The following is a 17,299-nucleotide window of genomic DNA, read 5'->3' as shown; positions in this document are numbered from 1 at the left end:
TTTCGCCAGCACAGTCGCGCAGACACCGGGCTCTCTGCTTACAATAGTCCCATGGACGACCAGACCCTGCTCTGCTACAGCCGCCAGATCCTGCTGCCCGAGATCGGCATCGAGGGCCAGCAGCGTCTGCGCGATGCCCACGCCCTGATCATCGGCCTAGGCGGCCTGGGCTCACCGGTGGCCCTGTACCTTGCCGCCGCCGGGGTGGGCCGGCTCACCCTGGTGGACGACGACCGGGTGGACCTGTCCAACCTGCAGCGCCAGATCGTGCATGACACCGAGACCATCGGCCAGGCCAAGGTCGCCTCGGCGGCCGCGCGCCTGGCGCGCATCAATCCCGACTGCCAGGTCACCACCCTGCCGCAGCGCCTCGACGAGGCCGGGCTGGACCAGCAGGTCGCCGCCGTCGACCTGGTGCTCGACTGCTCCGACAACTTCGGTACCCGCTTCGCGGTCAACCGCGCCTGCCACGCCCGGCGCACGCCGCTGGTCTCTGGCGCGGCGATCCGCTGGGAAGGCCAGGTGGCGGTGTTCACCTGGAGCGAGGACGAGGCCTGCTACCGTTGCCTGTACGGCGAGGAGGGCGGAATAGATGAACGCTGCAGCGAGAACGGCGTGGCAGCACCGCTGGTCGGCGTGATCGGCAGCCTGCAGGCGCTCGAGGCGCTCAAACTGCTGGCCGGTGCCGGCGATCCGCCGCGCAACCGCCTGCTGCTGGTCGACACCCTGCACAGCCAGTGGCGCGAACTGCGCCTGCGCCCGGACCCCGCCTGCCCGGTGTGCGGCTCGCCATGATCCTGTGGATCCACGGCTTTCGCAGTTGCGGGCTGAGCAACAAGTCGCGCGCCCTGCGCGAACATTTCGGCGCCGAACGGGTACTCACCCCCGACCTGCCGCACCGGCCTGCCGAGGCGATCGCCCTGCTCGAGGACCTGCTGCAGCGGCACCCGGTGCGCGCACTGGTCGGCGCCTCGCTCGGCGGCTATTACGCCACCTGGCTGAAGCGGCGGCACGACATCCCGGCGGTACTGGTCAATCCCGCCGTGGCGCCGTACCTGCTGCTCGAGGACTGGCTGGGCTGGCACCGCGACTGTCATGACCGACCCTTCGAAGTCACCCGCAACACCCTGGCGCAACTGCGCGCATTGCACCGCGAACGGCTGGGGGACCACGAGCGCTACCTGGTGCTGTTGGCCAAAGGCGACGAGGTGCTCGACTGGCGTATCGCCGCCGACTACTATGCCGGCCAGGAACTGATCGTCCACCCGGGCGGCGACCATCGCTTTACCTGTTTCCCCGACTACCTGCCGCGCATCGCGCACTGGTTCGAACGCCATGCCAAAGCCACCCCGCGCTCCGCTTGACCTCGACCGCCTGCGCCAGGACATCGTCTTCGAGGACGAACTGATGGGACACCACTTCGTGTTCCACACCACCTGGGGGCTGTTCTCACCCAGGGGCATCGACGAGGGCACCCGCCTGCTGCTGCGGCACATGGCCGTCCGTCCGGACGAGCATGCCATCGACCTCGGCTGCGGCTACGGCCCCATCGGCATGGCGATTGCGCGCAGCGCCCCCCAGGGGCACTGCCTGATGGTGGACAAGGACTTCGTCGCTGTCGACTATGCCAACGCCAACCTGCGGCGCAACGGCATCGACAATGCCGAGGCCATGCTCAGCGACGGCCTGCGCCATGTCCCGGCCGACCAGCGCTTCACCCTGGCCGCCACCAACCTGCCGGCCAAGACCAGCAAGGAACACTATTACCTGTTTTTCCACGACATCCACGATCGCCTCGAACCCGGTGGCCGCTGCTACGTGGTGGTGATCAGCGGCCTGCGACGCTTCATCGAACGCGCCTTCGGCGAAGTCTTCGGCAACCACACCAAGGTCAAACAGGGCCGGCAGTACACCGTGGCGATGGCCGAGAAACGCTGACTGCCAGGCAGGCGCCGGGGGCCTTTGAGAAAGGCACCCCGCTCTCCTCTCTCCCCACGTGCAGGGGCAGTCCTCCTCCTGCCCCCCCGCAAGCGAGGAAGGCACTCGACCGGAAGCCGCCTAAAGTCCTGGCCTCCCCGGCCGTTACTGCCTCGAGAGAACATCGAACGAGCAGGATCGCCGCAATGAGTCGCCCCGAGACCAGCGAAGTGACGCCCGAGCAGTCCGCTGAACTCCTTCGCCTTACCTTGCCGCTCATGAGCAAGCACAACGTGCCTGTCACCCCGCGCAACTACGCTGTGTGGTTCGAGTATGTGCGTGGCGACAACCCCGAGCTCAAGGCCGAGTTGCAGAGCCTGATCGACGCCGGCACCCGCTTCACTGCCCAACTCAACGAACAACTGTTCGAGAAATACGCCAGCGGCTGCAACGTCGATCAGTTTCTGAAGATCCGCAACGAGATGACCGACCTGATAGAAGACGTGGCCGGCTCGCTGCGCGACGTGGACGATGACACCCGCCGCTTCGGCGGCCATCTCGACACCGTGGTCGAGAACGTGCAGCGCAGCTCCAGCCTGGAGGACATCCGCGAACTGCTGCGTTCACTGGTCGAGGAGACCCGCAGCATGCGCCGCTCCACCCAGTTGCTGCACGAACACCTGGAGGCCAAGTCGCAGGAGATCACCCTGCTGCAGGAGGAGCTGGAACTGGAGCGCAAGCGGGCCTCCAGCGACCCGCTCACTGGCCTGGCCAACCGTCGCGCCTTCACCGAGGCGCTCGCCCGGCATGCCGAGTCGGGACCGGCACCCGATACGCTGGCGCTGCTGATGATCAACATCGATCATTTCAAGAACGTGAACGATACGCACGGCCACCTGATCGGAGACCGAGTGATCCGTTTCCTCGCCCAGGTACTCAGGCAGCACACCAAGGGCAGCGACATGGCGGCGCGCTACGGTGGCGAGGAGTTCGTGGTGATGCTGCCCGACACCGGGCTGAAGGGTGCAGCCGTGGTCGCCGAGAAGATCCGCGCCGCCATGGCCGACGCCAAACTGGTGCGCTCCGACAACAAGCAGCCGCTGGGGCGCATCACCGTGTCCATCGGCGTGGCCACCTGCCAGCCTGGAGAAGACCCCATGGAACTGCTCAACCGCGCCGATCAGGCGCTGTACAAGGCCAAGCAGAGCGGACGCAACCAACTGGCAGTGGACATGAACACCCAGAGCGTGCCCAACACCGCCTGAGCAAAGCCTTCTCAGCCGCCCAGTTTCTCGCGCAGCAACGCATTGACCTGCTGCGGATTGGCCTTGCCCTGCGATTTCTTCATCACCTGGCCGACGAAGAAACCGATCATCTTCGGGCGCTTGGCCGGATCGGCATTGCGGTAGTTCTCCACCTGCTGCGGGTTGGCGGCGATCACCTCGTCCACCAGCGCCTCGATGGCCCCGGAGTCGGTGATCTGCTTGAGGCCCCTGGCCTCGATCACCGTGTCGGCATCCCCCTCGCCGGCCCACATGGCCTCGAAGACCTGCTTGGCAATCTTGCCCGAGATGGTGTCATCGAGGATGCGCGCCAGCAGCCCGCCCAGCGCCGGAGCCGGGACCGGGCAGTCCTCGATGCCGCAGCCGGCCTTGTTGAGCGCGCCGGCCAGCTCCCCCATCACCCAGTTGGCGGCCAGCTTGGCATCACCACAGGCGGCCACCACGGCCTCGTAGTAATCGGCCTGGGCGCGGGTGGCGGTGAGCGCGTTCGCATCGTAGGCCGACAAGCCGTGCTGTTCCTGGAAACGCGCGCGACGTGCGTCCGGCAGTTCGGGCATGTCGCGGGTGGCCTCTTCGATGAAGGCCTCGTCCAGCACCACCGGCAGCAGGTCGGGGTCGGGGAAATAGCGGTAGTCGTTGGCCTCTTCCTTGGAACGCATGGAGCGGGTCTCGTCGCGCTCGGCGTCGTACAGCCGCGTCTCCTGCACGATCCGGCCACCGTCCTCGAGAATGTCGATCTGACGCTCGATCTCGTAGTCGATGGCGCGCTCGAGGAAGCGGAAGGAGTTGATGTTCTTCAGCTCGGTACGGGTGCCCAGCTTCTCCTCGCCCAGCGGACGCACCGAGACGTTGGCGTCGCAGCGGAAACTGCCCTCCTGCATGTTGCCATCGCAGATACCCAGCCAGGTGACGATCTGGTGGATCTTGCGTGCATAGGCCACCGCCTCCTTCGCCGAGCGCATGTCCGGCTCGGAGACGATCTCGAGCAGCGGGGTGCCGGCGCGGTTGAGGTCGATGCCGGTCATGCCGTGGAAATCCTCGTGCAGCGACTTGCCAGCGTCTTCCTCGAGGTGGGCGCGGGTCACACCGACCGTCTTCACGCTGCCATCATCGAGCACGATCTCCACCTGGCCACGGCCGACGATGGGCAGCTCGAACTGGCTGATCTGGTAGCCCTTGGGCAGATCGGGGTAGAAGTAGTTCTTGCGCGCGAACACCGAGCGCTCGCCCAGCTCGGCACCGATGGCCTTCGCGAAGCGCACGGCGTACTCCACCGCGCGCCGGTTCAGCACCGGCAGGGTGCCGGGCATACCCAGGTCGATCAGTGAGGCCTGGGTGTTGGGCTCGGCGCCGAAGGCGGTGGACGAACCCGAGAAGATCTTGGAACGGGTGGCCAGCTGGGTGTGGATCTCCAGGCCGATGACGACTTCCCATTGCATCTCAGAATCCCTCCGGGGCGTGCCGGTGCCAGTCGGTCGCCTGCTGGATGCGGTGCGCCACGTTGAGCAGGCGGGCCTCGTCGAAGTGGTTGCCGATCATCTGGAAACCGGTGGGCAGACCGTCGGCGGCCGGCGCGGGGATGGAGATGGCCGGCAACCCGGCGAGGTTGACCGCGATGGTGTAGATGTCCTGCAGGTACATGGCCACCGGGTCATCGGTCTTGGCGCCCAGCGGGAAGGCCACGTCCGGCGCGGTGGGGCTGACGATCAGGTCCACCTGCTCGAAGGCGGCGCGGAAGTCCTGCGCGATCAGCTGCCGCACCTGCTGCGCCTTCAGGTAATAGGCGTCGTAGTAGCCGGCCGACAGCGCGTAGGCACCGATCAGGATGCGCCGCTTGACCTCGGCGCCGAAACCCTCGGAGCGCGAGCGCTTGTACAGGTCCTCGAGGTCCTTCGGATCCTCGCAGCGATGACCGAAGCGCACGCCATCGAAGCGCGACAGGTTGGACGAACATTCCGCCGGTGCCACCACGTAATAGGCCGGCACCGAGAGATGCGCATGCGGCAGGCTCACCTCGACCACCTCGGCGCCCTGGCGCTTCAGTTCCTCGAGCACCGCCTCGGTGGCCGCGGCCACGCCGGAGTGCAGACGATCCTGCGCCATGAACTCGCGCACCAGGCCGACCTTCAGACCGTCGAGGGGGCGGTCCAGCGCAGCCAGGTAGTCGTCCACCGGGCGCTCGGCGCTGGTGGAGTCGCGCGGGTCGAAACCGGCCATGCCCGACAGCAGCAGGGCGCAGTCTTCGGCGGTGCGCGCCATGGGGCCGGCCTGATCCAGCGAGGAGGCAAAGGCGATCATGCCCCAGCGCGAGCAGCGGCCGTAGGTGGGCTTGAGCCCGGTAATGCCGGTGAGCGCAGCGGGCTGGCGGATGGAACCGCCGGTGTCGGTACCGGTGGCCGCCGGGGTGAGCCGGGCGGCCACCGCCGCGGCCGAGCCGCCCGAGGAGCCGCCCGGCACCCGCTCGGTGTCCCAGGGGTTGCGCACCGGGCCGTAGTAACTGGTCTCGTTCGACGAGCCCATGGCGAACTCGTCCATGTTGGTCTTGCCCAGCATCACCATGCCGGCGGCGGCCAGCCGCTCGACCACGGTGGCGTCGTAGGGCGAGACGAAATTGTCGAGCATGCGCGAGCCACAGCTGGTGCGCACATCCAGGGTGCAGAAGATGTCCTTGTGCGCCAGCGGGATGCCGGTCAGCGGGCCGGCCTCGCCGGCGGCACGGCGCGCATCGGCGGCCTCGGCGGCCTCGGCGGCAGCCAGCGCCTGCTCCTCGGTGACGGTGATGAAGCTGTTGAGGCGCTCGTCATGGGCGCGGATGCGCTCGAGAAAATGCCGCGTCAGCTCGACGCTGGAGAATTCGCCGGCGGCCAGCCCGGCGGACAGTTCGGCCAAGGTCTTGTGGTGCATGCCTCGCTCCCGCCTCACTCGATCACGCGCGGCACCAGGAACAGGCCGTTCTCGGCCGCCGGGGCATTGCGCAGGTAGAGATCACGCCGGTCGCTCTCGGTGACCTCGTCGGGACGCAGGCGCTGATGCATGGCCAGCGGATGGGCCATGGGCTCGATGGCCGAGGTGTCCACCGCCGCCATCTGCTCGACCAGGCCGAGGATGTTGGACAGGTCGCGGCGCAGCGCCTCGGCCTCCTCGTCGCTCACCGCCAGGCGGGCCAGGTGGGCGATCTTGTGGACGTCGTCGGAACTCAGGGACATGAATCTGCCTTGGGACAGCTCGGAGAAGGCGGGAAATTACCACATCCGCCCCGGCTCCGGCCAGCCGGCGATGACCCCCATCGGCGCACGGGCGCCCCGAAACGAGGCATACTCGCTTGCCCCCGGCTGCAGGCACTTGTTAGATTAACGCGCCTGAATCGCAGCCAGGAGGCTGCTCGACCGATCCCAATCCCCCGCCCCGCCTGGGCACGGGCTCGCCACTGGATGACATCGCATGTTCCTACGCCGTATTCGTGGACTCTTCTCCAATGACCTCTCCATCGACCTGGGCACCGCCAACACCCTGATCTATGCCCGCGACCAGGGCATCGTGCTCAACGAGCCCTCGGTGGTGGCCATCCGCCACGATCGCGGACGCGGCGGCCACAAGTCGGTGGCGGCGGTCGGTGAGTCGGCCAAGCGCATGCTCGGCCGCACGCCCGAAAACATCACCGCCATCCGGCCGATGAAGGAAGGCGTGATCGCGGACTTCACCGTAACCGAGAAGATGCTCCAGTACTTCATCCACAAGGTCCACGAATCGAAGATCATCCGCCCCAGCCCGCGCGTGCTGATCTGCGTGCCCTGTGGCTCCACCCAGGTCGAGCGCCGCGTCATCAAGGAGTCGGCGGCCGGCGCGGGCGCGCGCGAGGTGTACCTCATCGAAGAGCCCATGGCCGCGGCCATCGGCGCCGGCCTGCCGGTGGACGAGCCGCGCGGTTCCATGGTGCTGGACATCGGCGGCGGCACCTCCGAGGTCGCCATCATCTCGCTCAACGGCATCGTCTATTCCAACTCGGTGCGCATCGGCGGCGACAAGTTCGACGAGGCCATCATCAACTACATCCGCCGCAACTACGGCACCCTGATCGGCGAGGCCACCGCCGAGCGCATCAAGCAGAAGATCGGCTCGGCCTATCCGGGCAACGAGGTGCTCGAGCTGGAGGTCAAGGGCCGCAACCTGGCCGAGGGCGTACCGCGCAGCTTCACCATGACCTCCAACGAGGTACTCGAAGCCCTGCAGGAACCACTCACCGGCATCGTGGACGCGGTCAAGAAGGCGCTCGAGCAGACCCCGCCCGAGCTCGGCGCGGACGTGGCCGAGCGCGGCATCGTACTCACTGGTGGCGGCGCCCTGCTGCGTGACCTCGACCGCCTGATCGAGGAAGAAACCGGCCTGCCGGTGATCATCGCCGAAGACCCCCTGACCTGCGTCGCCCGGGGAGGCGGACGCGCGCTCGAACTGATGGACGAGCGCGGCGGTGACGCCTTCACCGTCGAGTAGGCAGAGACGGGGTCAGCCGGCCGGAGGGCACGAGCATCAAGCCGATCTTCGCACAGGGCCCGTCCCAGACCACGCGGGTCGTGCTCGCCATCGTGCTGTCGATCGCCCTGATGGTGGTGGATCATCAGTTCCAGCAGTTGCGCCAGATCCGCAGCATGCTGGCCTTCGTCACCTACCCCCTGCAGGTGCTGGCCGACCTGCCAGTGAGCCTGATGCGCTGGATTGACGAGGCCACCACCACCCGCGAGGAGTTGCAGGCCGAGAATCACCGCCTGCGCGAGGAGATCCTGCGTGCCCGCGCCGAGCTGCAGAAGCTCGAGGCCCTGCGCGCAGAGAACCTGCACCTGCGCAACCTGCTGGACGCCTCGTACAAGGTCGGCGACCGCATCCTCATCGCCGAGCTCTCGGCGGTGGATCTCGACCCCTACCGGCAGCAGGTGGTGATCGACAAGGGCTCCACCTCGGGGGTGTTCATCGGTCAGCCGGTGCTGGATGCCAACGCGGTGATGGGCCAGGTGATCCAGACCACGCCCTTCTCGTCCACGGTACTGCTGATCACCGACCCCAGTCACTCCATCCCGGTACAGGTGCTGCGCAACGGCCTGCGCACCATCGCCCTGGGCACCGGGCGCATCAACGAGCTGAGCCTGCCCTACCTGCCAACCAATTCGGACATCCAGGTGGGTGACAAGCTGGTCACCTCGGGACTCGGCGGCAAATTTCCTGCCGGTTACCCGGTCGCCACGGTGACCCGCATCAACCGCTCGCCGGACAATGCCTTCGCCGAGATCGTCGCCACCCCCACGGCGCACCTCGACCGCTCGCGCGAAGTGCTGCTGGTGTGGCCGGTGCCGGCGGCCCCCGTCCGCTCGCCCGCACCCGATGCGACCCCGGAGACACCCGCCGCGGGCACCCCGGAGAAACAGCCATGAACGGACGCGGCATCAGCGTGGTCTGGATGTCACTGGGCGTGGCCCTGCTGCTGATGATCCTGCCCCTGCCGGAGTGGGCACGCACCTTCCGCCCGCAGTGGGCGGTGCTGGTGCTGATCTACTGGTGCCTGGCGTTGCCGCACCGCATCAGCGTGGGCACCGGCTTCGTCCTGGGCCTGCTGCTCGACGTGCTCACCGGCACGCTGCTGGGGCAGCACGCGCTGGGGCTGTCGCTGGTGGCCTATCTCACGGTGCAACTGCATGCGCGGATCCGCGTCTTTCCGCTGTGGCAACAGGCCTTCGCGGTACTGGTGCTGCTGGTCATGGAACACATGCTGTCGCTGTGGGTGATGGCGGCGACCGGGCAGGCGCCCCCGGCGCTGCGCTACTGGGCCATCCCGCTGGTGAGCGCCCTGCTCTGGCCCTGGGTATTCGTGACCCTGCGCAACGTCCGTCGCCGCTTCAAGGTGACCTGAGGCCATGCAGATCAAGGACCACATCCGCGAGGAGCAGGCCTTTCTCGGGCGCGCCATCATTGCCGCCCTGCTGGTCATGCTGGCCCTGCTGGGCCTGGGCGCACGCCTGGTGCAGCTGCAGATGATCGAACACCAGCACTTCACCACCCTGTCCAAGGACAACCGGGTCAAGCTGATCCCGCTCGCACCCACCCGCGGCCTGATCTACGACCGCAACGGCGTGCTGCTGGCGCAGAATCGACCCGCCTACAGCCTGGAACTGGTACCGGAACAGGTGAAGGACATCGATGCCACCCTGGAGCGCCTGTCGCACTACATCGCCATCGACGCCGACGACCGCGAGCGCTTCAACCGCCTGCGCCGGCGCAAGCGGCGCTTCGACAGCATTCCCATCCGCGTCAACCTCGACCTCGAGGAGGCCGCACGCTTCGCGGTGGTGCGTCACCAGTTCCCTGGCGTCGAGATCAAGGCCCAGCTGCTGCGGCACTACCCCTTTGCCGAGGCCACCTCGCACCTGCTGGGTTACGTGGGACGCATCAGCAGCCGCGACCTCAAGACCATCGACACCTCCAACTATGCCGGCACCAGCCACATCGGCAAGACCGGCATCGAAAAGAGCTACGAGGCCGCGCTGCACGGCGCGGTGGGCGTCCAGCAGGTCGAGGTGAACTCGGTGGGACGGGTGGTGCGCATCCTCGAGGAAACCCCGCCACAGCCCGGGCAGGACCTGCACCTGCACCTGGACATCGACCTGCAGCAGATCGCTCTGGAGGCCCTGGGCGACTACAACGGCGCGGTGGTGGCCATCGACCCGCGCAGCGGCGGCATCCTCGCACTGGCCAGCAAGCCGGGCTACGACCCCAACCTGTTCGTCGAGGGCATCAGCCGGCGCGCCTACAAGGCCCTGCAGACCGATCGCCACCGCCCGCTCTACGACCGCGCCCTGCGCGGCCAGTACCCGCCGGGTTCCACGGTCAAACCCTTCATCGGCCTGGCCGGCCTGGAAACCGGCGTGATCCGCTACGACACCAGCTACTACTGCCCGGGCTTCTTCCAGCTGCCGGGACACGAGCACAAGTACCGCGACTGGAAAAAGGGCGGACATGGCCCCATGGACCTCGATGCCGCCATCACCCAGTCGTGTGACGTGTACTACTACAAGCTGGCCTTCAACCTGGGCATAGACGCCTTGAGCGACTACCTCGGCCAGTTCGGCTTTGGCCGCCGCAGCGGTGTGGACCTGAATGGCGAGTCACGTGGCATCCTGCCTTCACGCGAATGGAAGCGCCGCACCCGACACCAACCCTGGTACCCGGGCGAGACCGTCATCGCCGGCATCGGCCAGGGGTATTTCCTCACCACCCCCCTGCAACTGGCCGTCGCCACCGCGGCCATCGCCAACAACGGGCACCTGATGACCCCGCACGTGGTGGACTACCTGCAGAACCGGGGCAGCGGCGAGCGCTACCCCATCCCGCCGCGGGAGACGACCATCCCCATCGCCTCACAGGTCAACTGGGACGACGTGCGGCGCGCCATGCGCCATGTCGTCGAGGGCCTGCGCGGCACCGCGCGGCGCATCCGCACCGATTTCTACGCCATCGCCGGCAAGACCGGTACCGCCCAGGTATTCACCGTCGGCCAGGAAGAGGAGTACGACGAGGAGAACGTGGCCCACAAGTTCCGCGATCACGCGCTGTTCATCGGCTACGCGCCCGCCGACGACCCGCAGATCGCGATCGCGGTGGTGGTCGAGAACGGGGGTCACGGCGGGGCCACCGCCGCACCGGTGGCGCGCAAGGTGATGGACGCCTGGCTGCTGCCGCGCCTCTACGGCCCCGGGGCCAACCACGGGAACGACGATTCATGAGCCTGCACCCGGCCGATCTCGGCGACCTCACCCCCACCGACCCCAACCGCCGGCAGGGCCTGCTGGCGCGTTTCCATCTCGACCTGCCGCTGCTGCTCGGCCTGCTGGCGCTCAGCGGCTATGGCCTGCTGGTGCTGTATTCCGCCAGCGGCCAGGACATGGGCCAGGTGGAACGCCAGCTCCTGCGCTTCGGGCTCGCCTTCGGGGTGATGATCGGCATCGCCCAGGTACGCCCAGAACAACTCATGCGATGGAGCCCCTGGCTGTACCTGGTCGGCACCCTGATGCTGGTGCTGGTGTTGCTGATCGGCGACGTGGGCAAGGGCGCACAGCGCTGGCTCGACCTGGGCCTGATCCGCTTCCAGCCCTCCGAGATGGTCAAGCTGGCCGTGCCCATGATGCTGGCCTGGTATCTGGCCGACAAGCCGCTGCCCCCCGCCTGGCAGCATCTGCTCGCCTCGGCGCTGATGATGATGGTGCCGGTGCTGCTGATCGCCCGCCAGCCCGACCTGGGCACAGCGCTGCTGGTGGCCAGCGCCGGGGTCTTCGTGCTGTTCCTGGCGGGCATCTCCTGGCGCCTGATCTTCGGCCTGCTGGGCGCGGCGGCCGCGGCCGCACCGATACTCTGGCACTTCATGCGCGACTACCAGAAACAGCGCGTGCTCACCTTCCTCAACCCGGAACAGGACCCTCTCGGTGCCGGCTATCACATCATCCAGTCCAAGATTGCCATTGGCTCGGGAGGCATCTGGGGCAAGGGCTGGCTGGCCGGCACCCAGTCGCAGCTCGACTTCCTGCCCGAGCGCCATACCGACTTCATCTTCGCGGTGCTCGCCGAGGAACTCGGCCTGGTCGGCGTCACCGTACTGCTGGCGCTGTATCTGTTCGTCATCCTGCGCGGGCTGTACATCGCCAGCCGCGCCCAGGACACCTATGGCCGCCTGCTCGGCGGCGCCCTCACCCTGGTGTTCTTCGTCTACCTGTTCGTCAACGTCGGCATGGTCTCGGGCCTGCTGCCGGTGGTCGGAGTGCCCCTGCCGCTGATCAGCTACGGCGGCACCTCGCTGGTGACCCTGATGGCCGGCTTCGGTATGCTCATGTCCATCCACACCCACCGCAAGCTGTTGCCGAGATGAAGCCATACCTGCTGAGCCTGATCCTGCTGCTGCCCGCCCTGGCAGCAGGCGCCGCCGACCCCGGCAGGCTGCAGCAGGAATTCATCACCGAAATGGCGACGCGGTACGGTTTCGACGCCCAGGCGCTCGGCCGCCTGCTCGAGCAGGCCGAGGTTCGGCAATCCATTCTCGAGGCCATCGCACGCCCTGCCGAGAAACGCCTCGACTGGGGCAAGTACCGCAAGATCTTTCTCACCCGCGAACGCATCCGCGGCGGCCTGCGCTACTGGCGCGACAACGCCGAGGTCCTGGCGCGCGCCGAGCAGCAATACGGCGTGCCGCCCGAGATCATCGTCGCCATCATCGGCGTGGAGACCCGCTACGGTCGACACGCCGGACGCTACCGCGTGCTCGACGCCCTGACCACCCTGGGCTTCCACTACCCGCCACGCGCGGCCTTCTTTCGCGGCGAGCTGCGCGAGTTCCTGCTGCTCGCGCGCGAGGAAGATGCCGACCCCACCGCACTGCTCGGCTCCTACGCCGGGGCCATGGGCAAGCCGCAGTTCATCCCCTCGAGCTTCCGCGCCTACGCGGTGGACTTCGACGGCGACGGCCGGCGCGACATCTGGGAGAACGACGCCGACGTGATCGGCAGCGTGGCCAACTACTTCGCCCGCCACGGCTGGCAGCGCGGCCAGCCCGTCACGCGGCGAATCCAGGGTGTCGATACCTCGCTGCAGGCCGTCATCGACCGGGGGTACAAGCCGCACACCACCGTGGGCCGCCTGCGTGGCGCGGGCGTTCGTCTTGCCCGGTCCCTGCCCGACGACCTGCCCGCCGCACTGCTGGCCCTGCACGACGGCGAACGCACCGAGCACTGGCTGGTACTGAACAACTTCCACGTCATCACCCGCTACAACCACAGCCCGCTGTATGCCATGGCCGTGTTCCAGCTGGCCGACGCCCTGCGCCGCCTGCACGATCGCAAGATGCCATGATCCATCGTCTGCTCATCACCCTGCTGGTCCTGGTGCTCGCCGGATGCGGCGGCGGAGGGGCACGACGCGACAGCGCACCACCGGGCTACCCCGACCTCAGCCATGTGCCGGATGCCGTGCCGCGCGCCGAGCCCTATCGCCGGGCCAACATGCGCCCCTACACCGTGGCAGGTCGCACCTATCGGCCCTTGCGCAGCGCCAGCGGCTACCGTGAGCGCGGCATCGCCTCCTGGTACGGCAGCAAGTTCCACGGGCGGCCTACCGCCTCGGGCGAACGCTACGACATGTACGCCATGACCGCCGCGCACCGCACCCTGCCACTGCCCAGCTACGTGCGAGTGACCAATCTCGAGAACGGCCGCAGCGTGGTGGTTCGGGTCAATGATCGCGGCCCCTTCCACGGCAACCGCATCATCGACCTGTCCTATGCCGCGGCCAGCAAGATCGGCATGCTCGGCAAGGGGACCGCGCTGGTCGAGGTCGCAGCCATCGACCCGCGGCACCCCGAACGCAGCGCCCGGCATCCGACCGGCACGCCCGACCATGCGCCCCGCATCTACATCCAGGTGGGAGCCTTCGGCGTGCGTCGCAATGCCGAGCGCCTGGCCGCACGCCTGAGCCGGCTGTTGCAGCGCGAGGTACGCATCCAGCGTGCAACCTCGCGGCATGGTCAGGTACACCGGGTGCAGATCGGCCCCCTGGCCTCGGTCGAGGTCGCCGACCAGGTCACCGCGACCCTCGAGCGCCTGCGTATCCACGACAGCCGAATACTGATCCGCTGATGCCCGCCAGACCGGGCCAGGTGTAAGATGGCCGCTCGCGGAACCCGTGGCGGTCTGCGGCATCCAAGCAGTCACCCCGATCCCCAGATGAGGACCCTGCCACCGATGAAGTCGTGCCTACCAAGACAACCCCAATCAAAGCCACGCTCAGCGGGCTTCTGGGCGTTCGGCCACAAGGTACGCCGGCGCAGGCATAGTCACTCTATGTCAAGTCGGCGTAACGCAGTGGATGGACGCCCGGAAGCCCGCCCGCAGGGAGCGGCCCGGATGTCCCGGCTCCGCGTTGCGGCTCTTGGCAAGGGCCTGCCATTCCCTGCGAGCCGCGCCTTGATCCGCAACATCCGGGCCGCTCTAAGTGAGACTTTGATTGGGGTTGTCTTGGTCATTCCCCTCATCCTGTTCTTTCTCACCCCCTTCGCTGGCGCAGCGCCCGTACCCGCGCCACCCAACATCGACGCCACTGGCTACCTGCTGCTGGACATGCACAGCGGACGGGTCCTGGCCGAGAAGAATGCCGATCAGCGCCTGGAACCGGCCAGCCTGACCAAGATCATGACCGCGCACGTGGTGTTCGAGGAACTGGCGCACGGCACACTCAAGCCGGACGACCTGGTAACCGTCAGCGAGAAGGCCTGGAAGACCGAGGGCTCGCGCATGTTCATCGAGGTCAACAGCCGGGTGTCGGTCGCTGACCTGCTCAAGGGCCTGATCATCCAGTCCGGCAACGATGCGGCCGTCGCCCTGGCCGAGCACATTGCCGGCAGCGAGGACGCCTTCGCCAACCTGATGAACGAACACGCCGCGCGGCTGGGCATGCAGGGCACCCATTTCGCCAATGCCACCGGCCTGCCGCATCCCGACCACTACACTACGCCCCGCGACATCGCCCGGGTGACCATCGCCACCATTCGCGACTACCCCGAGTACTACAGCCTGTACTCGCAGAAGGAGTTCACCTACAACAAGATCCGCCAGCACAACCGCAACCGCCTGCTGTGGCGCGATCCCACGGTGGACGGGGTCAAGACCGGGCACACGAAATCCGCCGGCTACTGCCTGGTGGCCTCGGCCAGGCGTGACGACATGCGGCTGATCTCGGTGGTGATGGGCACCCCCAGCGACAAGGCGCGCATCGAGGCCAGCCAGGCACTGCTCAACTACGGCTTCCGCTTCTTCGAGACCCATCGCCTGTATGCCGGCGGCAGCCGCCTGACCGAGGCCCGGGTGTGGATGGGCGAACAGGAGAAGGTCGCGCTGGGCCTGGCAGAGGACCTGTATCTCACCATCCCCCGCCGCCAGTACGACAAGCTGAGCGCACGCAGCGAGATCGAACCGGACATCCAGGCGCCGGTACACAAGGGGCAGGCACTCGGCGAGGTCGTCGTCGAACTGGAGGGCGAGACGATCGCCAGGGTGCCGCTGGTGGCCCTGCGCGAGATTCCCGAGGGGGGACTCTGGCGCCAGGCCGTGGACACCGTGCAACGCTGGCTGCCCTTCTGATGGACAAGGTCTACCTCAACGGCCGCTTTCTCCCCGCCGAGCAGGCCTGCGTGCCGATCACCGACCGCGGCCTGCTGTTCGCTGACAGCGTCTACGAGGTGATTCCGGCCTATGGCGGCCTGCCCTTCCGGCTGGAGCAACACCTGGCACGCCTGCGCCGCAGCCTCGCCGCCATCCGCATGGAAGACCCGCTCGACGACGCCCACTGGCGCGCCATCATCGCCGAACTGTGCGCCGATGCCGATGGCGAGGATCTCTCGATCTACATCCAGATCACCCGCGGAGCCTATCGCGCACGCGCACACCGCATTCCCGAGCCGGTCGAACCCACGGTGATCGCCTTCGCCAGCCCCATCACCGCGCGCGATCCGCGCATCGCGGAACAGGGCATCACCGCGATCACCCTGGCCGACACCCGCTGGGCACGCTGCGACATCAAGGCCACCACCCTGCTGCCGAACGTGCTGGCCCAGGCCGAGGCGCTTGAAAGCGGCGCGGACGACGCCATCTTCGTGCGTGACGGCCAGGCCATGGAAGGCACCGCCAGCAACCTGTTCATCGTGCTCGACGGCCTGCTGATCACCCCGCCCAACAGCGAATGCCTGTTGCCCGGCATCACCCGCGACCTGGTGCTGGAACTGGCTCGCGATGCCGGCATCGCACATGCCGAGGCGGCCATCGCCGAGAGCGAGCTGCGACGCGCCGAGGAGATCTGGCTGACCAGCTCGACGCGCGAGATCGCGCCAGTGGTGCAGCTCGACGGCCAGGCAGTGGGTGACGGTCGCCCGGGGCCGTGCTGGCGCCACATGGACGGCCTGTTCCAGGCCGCCAAGGAACGCATCCGCCTGGCCGCGCGCAACCGACCGGCAGAGGAAACGCAAGATGACTGAGCACCGCAAGACGCAGGGCGACACCGAAGCCCCGGGCTTCGAGTTCCCCTGCCAGTACCAGATCAAGGCCATGGGGCTGGACGACGGCAGCTTCCGCGACACCGTGGTGGAGATCGTCGGCCGCCACTGCGAGCGCATCGACGACCGTCACGTCAGCTGCCGCGCCAGTGCCAACGGCAAGTACCTGTCGGTGAGCATCACCATCGAGGCACAGAGCCGCGAGCAGCTCGACGCCATCTACGATGCACTCACCGCCCACGACAAGGTGCTGATGCGCCTGTGAGCACGCTTCCTGTCCTGCGCCTGCGCCGCCTGGGCCGCCGCGCCTACCGCGAGACCTGGGAGGCGATGCGCGCCTTCACCAACGGGCGCACCTCCGACACACCCTCCGAGCTGTGGGTGGTCGAGCACGACCCGGTGTTCACCCAGGGGCAGGCGGGGCGTACCGAGCACCTGCTCGCCCCCGGCGACATCCCGGTGGTGCAGACCGATCGCGGCGGCCAGGTCACCTACCACGGACCCGGGCAACTCGTGGTCTACGTGCTGCTCTCCTTGCGCGAGGCCGGGCTCGGGGTGCGCGCCCTGGTCTCGACGCTGGAGCAGGCTGTCATCGACCTGCTCGACGGGTTGGGCATCGTCGCGCACGCCCGCCCCGAGGCCCCTGGCGTCTATGTCGGCGAGGCCAAGATCGCCGCGCTCGGCCTGCGTGTGCGCCGCGGTTACAGCTACCACGGCCTGGCGCTCAACGTCGATCTCGACCTTGAACCCTTCTCGCGCATCAACCCCTGCGGCTACGCCGGCATGCCGGTGACCCGGCTGCGCGACCTGGGCGTGGACCTCGGCATGGACGCCTGCGCCGAGCGCCTGGTCGCCGCCCTGGCAGCCCGCCTGGGCTATGCCGTGGAGGCCGCCGACGATACCTTGCCCACCAGCCTCTGCCTCCCGGACTCGCGATCGACACCTGACCATTGATGGGCACGCTGCGCTTTGCCCATCCTACGGGCTATGCGGATCGTTCGCGGCGGGGCGCCGCTCCCGCCCATCC

General features: G+C 67.7%; 18 protein-coding genes. 15 read left to right on the top strand and 3 right to left on the bottom strand.

The genetic code is table 11. The features are described 5' to 3' along the window. The first annotated feature begins 51 nt into the window (after nt 1–51). From EBS_RS00795 to EBS_RS00780, 4 genes are all read left to right on the top strand, one after another. On the top strand, nt 52–795 hold the full coding sequence (locus tag EBS_RS00795) for a HesA/MoeB/ThiF family protein (protein ID WP_043106855.1): 744 nt from the start codon (nt 52–54) through the stop codon (nt 793–795). After that, nucleotides 792–1,364: a YqiA/YcfP family alpha/beta fold hydrolase gene (locus tag EBS_RS00790; RefSeq protein WP_043106854.1), complete on the top strand. Its 573-nt coding sequence runs from the start codon at nt 792–794 to the stop codon at nt 1,362–1,364. The genes EBS_RS00795 and EBS_RS00790 overlap by 4 nt, the downstream gene beginning before the upstream one ends. After that, the gene (locus tag EBS_RS00785) at nt 1,336–1,938 is read left to right on the top strand and encodes a class I SAM-dependent methyltransferase (RefSeq protein ID WP_043106853.1); all 603 of its coding nucleotides are present in this window, start codon (nt 1,336–1,338) and stop codon (nt 1,936–1,938) included. Before EBS_RS00790 ends, EBS_RS00785 begins: the two co-directional genes overlap by 29 nt. A 185-nt stretch (nt 1,939–2,123) precedes the next feature. Then, the gene (locus EBS_RS00780; RefSeq protein WP_052199171.1) at nt 2,124–3,182 is read left to right on the top strand and encodes a GGDEF domain-containing protein; all 1,059 of its coding nucleotides are present in this window, start codon (nt 2,124–2,126) and stop codon (nt 3,180–3,182) included. A gap of 11 nt (nt 3,183–3,193) precedes the next feature. Here the strand turns inward: EBS_RS00780 and gatB are convergent, their stop codons facing one another. The 3 genes from gatB to gatC are packed head-to-tail and all read right to left on the bottom strand — an operon-like array spanning nt 3,194 to nt 6,406. Then, nucleotides 3,194–4,639, bottom strand: a complete 1,446-nt coding sequence (gene gatB, locus EBS_RS00775) for an Asp-tRNA(Asn)/Glu-tRNA(Gln) amidotransferase subunit GatB (protein ID WP_043106852.1) — start codon at nt 4,637–4,639, stop codon at nt 3,194–3,196. 1 nt (nt 4,640) lies between these two features. Beyond that, nucleotides 4,641–6,104, bottom strand: coding sequence for an Asp-tRNA(Asn)/Glu-tRNA(Gln) amidotransferase subunit GatA (gatA, locus tag EBS_RS00770; protein ID WP_043106851.1), 1,464 nt, complete (start codon nt 6,102–6,104; stop codon nt 4,641–4,643). Nucleotides 6,105–6,118: 14 nt separating this feature from the next. Further along, nucleotides 6,119–6,406, bottom strand: a complete 288-nt coding sequence (gatC, locus tag EBS_RS00765; protein ID WP_043106849.1) for an Asp-tRNA(Asn)/Glu-tRNA(Gln) amidotransferase subunit GatC — start codon at nt 6,404–6,406, stop codon at nt 6,119–6,121. A 235-nt stretch (nt 6,407–6,641) separates the two neighbouring features. Between gatC and EBS_RS00760 the strand changes: the two genes are divergently transcribed. The 11 genes from EBS_RS00760 to lipB all read left to right on the top strand — a co-directional run bounded on the left by EBS_RS00760 (nt 6,642) and on the right by lipB (nt 17,226). Next, on the top strand, nt 6,642–7,691 hold the full coding sequence (locus tag EBS_RS00760) for a rod shape-determining protein (RefSeq protein WP_043106848.1): 1,050 nt from the start codon (nt 6,642–6,644) through the stop codon (nt 7,689–7,691). 35 nt (nt 7,692–7,726) lie between these two features. Then, nucleotides 7,727–8,623 (top strand): rod shape-determining protein MreC, encoded by an 897-nt coding sequence (gene mreC, locus EBS_RS00755; RefSeq protein ID WP_148307593.1) that lies wholly within the window; start codon nt 7,727–7,729, stop codon nt 8,621–8,623. Beyond that, nucleotides 8,620–9,099, top strand: coding sequence for a rod shape-determining protein MreD (gene mreD / locus EBS_RS00750; RefSeq protein WP_043106847.1), 480 nt, complete (start codon nt 8,620–8,622; stop codon nt 9,097–9,099). Before mreC ends, mreD begins: the two co-directional genes overlap by 4 nt. A gap of 4 nt (nt 9,100–9,103) precedes the next feature. Next, nucleotides 9,104–10,969 carry a penicillin-binding protein 2 gene (gene mrdA / locus EBS_RS00745; protein WP_052199170.1) on the top strand — a complete coding sequence of 622 codons (1,866 nt, stop codon included), beginning with the start codon at nt 9,104–9,106 and terminating at the stop codon, nt 10,967–10,969. Continuing rightward, nucleotides 10,966–12,105: a rod shape-determining protein RodA gene (gene rodA / locus EBS_RS00740; RefSeq protein WP_052199169.1), complete on the top strand. Its 1,140-nt coding sequence runs from the start codon at nt 10,966–10,968 to the stop codon at nt 12,103–12,105. The genes mrdA and rodA overlap by 4 nt, the downstream gene beginning before the upstream one ends. Further along, nucleotides 12,102–13,082, top strand: a complete 981-nt coding sequence (mltB, locus tag EBS_RS00735; protein WP_043106846.1) for a lytic murein transglycosylase B — start codon at nt 12,102–12,104, stop codon at nt 13,080–13,082. The genes rodA and mltB overlap by 4 nt, the downstream gene beginning before the upstream one ends. Next, nucleotides 13,079–13,864 (top strand): septal ring lytic transglycosylase RlpA family protein, encoded by a 786-nt coding sequence (locus EBS_RS00730; protein WP_043106845.1) that lies wholly within the window; start codon nt 13,079–13,081, stop codon nt 13,862–13,864. The genes mltB and EBS_RS00730 overlap by 4 nt, the downstream gene beginning before the upstream one ends. Before the next feature lie 378 nt (nt 13,865–14,242). Beyond that, on the top strand, nt 14,243–15,364 hold the full coding sequence (locus EBS_RS00725; protein ID WP_231892821.1) for a D-alanyl-D-alanine carboxypeptidase family protein: 1,122 nt from the start codon (nt 14,243–14,245) through the stop codon (nt 15,362–15,364). After that, on the top strand, nt 15,364–16,254 hold the full coding sequence (locus EBS_RS00720; protein ID WP_052199168.1) for a D-amino acid aminotransferase: 891 nt from the start codon (nt 15,364–15,366) through the stop codon (nt 16,252–16,254). Before EBS_RS00725 ends, EBS_RS00720 begins: the two co-directional genes overlap by 1 nt. Next, a complete protein-coding gene (locus EBS_RS00715; protein ID WP_043106844.1) occupies nt 16,247–16,537 on the top strand; it encodes an HP0495 family protein in 291 nt (96 codons plus the stop codon). Before EBS_RS00720 ends, EBS_RS00715 begins: the two co-directional genes overlap by 8 nt. A 65-nt stretch (nt 16,538–16,602) precedes the next feature. Beyond that, nucleotides 16,603–17,226, top strand: a complete 624-nt coding sequence (gene lipB, locus EBS_RS00710; RefSeq protein ID WP_231892889.1) for a lipoyl(octanoyl) transferase LipB — start codon at nt 16,603–16,605, stop codon at nt 17,224–17,226. The last annotated feature ends 73 nt before the right edge of the window (nt 17,227–17,299 follow it).

The sequence above is a fragment of the endosymbiont of unidentified scaly snail isolate Monju genome (genome assembly GCF_000801295.1).
Classification (GTDB): Bacteria; Pseudomonadota; Gammaproteobacteria; order Chromatiales; family Chromatiaceae; genus MONJU.
The sequence above is the reverse complement of the archived record's forward strand: the minus strand, read 5'-3'. Positions and strand labels throughout refer to the sequence as shown.

Bases quoted from the DNA above. Each gene is read 5' to 3' on its own strand.
- EBS_RS00795 (WP_043106855.1), top strand. From the start codon at position 52: ATGGACGACCAGACCCTGCTCTGCTACAGCCGCCAGATCCTGCTGCCC.
- EBS_RS00790 (WP_043106854.1), top strand. From the start codon at position 792: ATGATCCTGTGGATCCACGGCTTTCGCAGTTGCGGGCTGAGCAACAAG.
- EBS_RS00785 (WP_043106853.1), top strand. From the start codon at position 1,336: ATGCCAAAGCCACCCCGCGCTCCGCTTGACCTCGACCGCCTGCGCCAG.
- EBS_RS00780 (WP_052199171.1), top strand. From the start codon at position 2,124: ATGAGTCGCCCCGAGACCAGCGAAGTGACGCCCGAGCAGTCCGCTGAA.
- gatB (WP_043106852.1), bottom strand. From the start codon at position 4,639: ATGCAATGGGAAGTCGTCATCGGCCTGGAGATCCACACCCAGCTGGCC.
- gatA (WP_043106851.1), bottom strand. From the start codon at position 6,104: ATGCACCACAAGACCTTGGCCGAACTGTCCGCCGGGCTGGCCGCCGGC.
- gatC (WP_043106849.1), bottom strand. From the start codon at position 6,406: ATGTCCCTGAGTTCCGACGACGTCCACAAGATCGCCCACCTGGCCCGC.
- EBS_RS00760 (WP_043106848.1), top strand. From the start codon at position 6,642: ATGTTCCTACGCCGTATTCGTGGACTCTTCTCCAATGACCTCTCCATC.
- mreD (WP_043106847.1), top strand. From the start codon at position 8,620: ATGAACGGACGCGGCATCAGCGTGGTCTGGATGTCACTGGGCGTGGCC.
- mrdA (WP_052199170.1), top strand. From the start codon at position 9,104: ATGCAGATCAAGGACCACATCCGCGAGGAGCAGGCCTTTCTCGGGCGC.
- rodA (WP_052199169.1), top strand. From the start codon at position 10,966: ATGAGCCTGCACCCGGCCGATCTCGGCGACCTCACCCCCACCGACCCC.
- mltB (WP_043106846.1), top strand. From the start codon at position 12,102: ATGAAGCCATACCTGCTGAGCCTGATCCTGCTGCTGCCCGCCCTGGCA.
- EBS_RS00730 (WP_043106845.1), top strand. From the start codon at position 13,079: ATGATCCATCGTCTGCTCATCACCCTGCTGGTCCTGGTGCTCGCCGGA.
- EBS_RS00720 (WP_052199168.1), top strand. From the start codon at position 15,364: ATGGACAAGGTCTACCTCAACGGCCGCTTTCTCCCCGCCGAGCAGGCC.
- EBS_RS00715 (WP_043106844.1), top strand. From the start codon at position 16,247: ATGACTGAGCACCGCAAGACGCAGGGCGACACCGAAGCCCCGGGCTTC.
- lipB (WP_231892889.1), top strand. From the start codon at position 16,603: ATGCGCGCCTTCACCAACGGGCGCACCTCCGACACACCCTCCGAGCTG.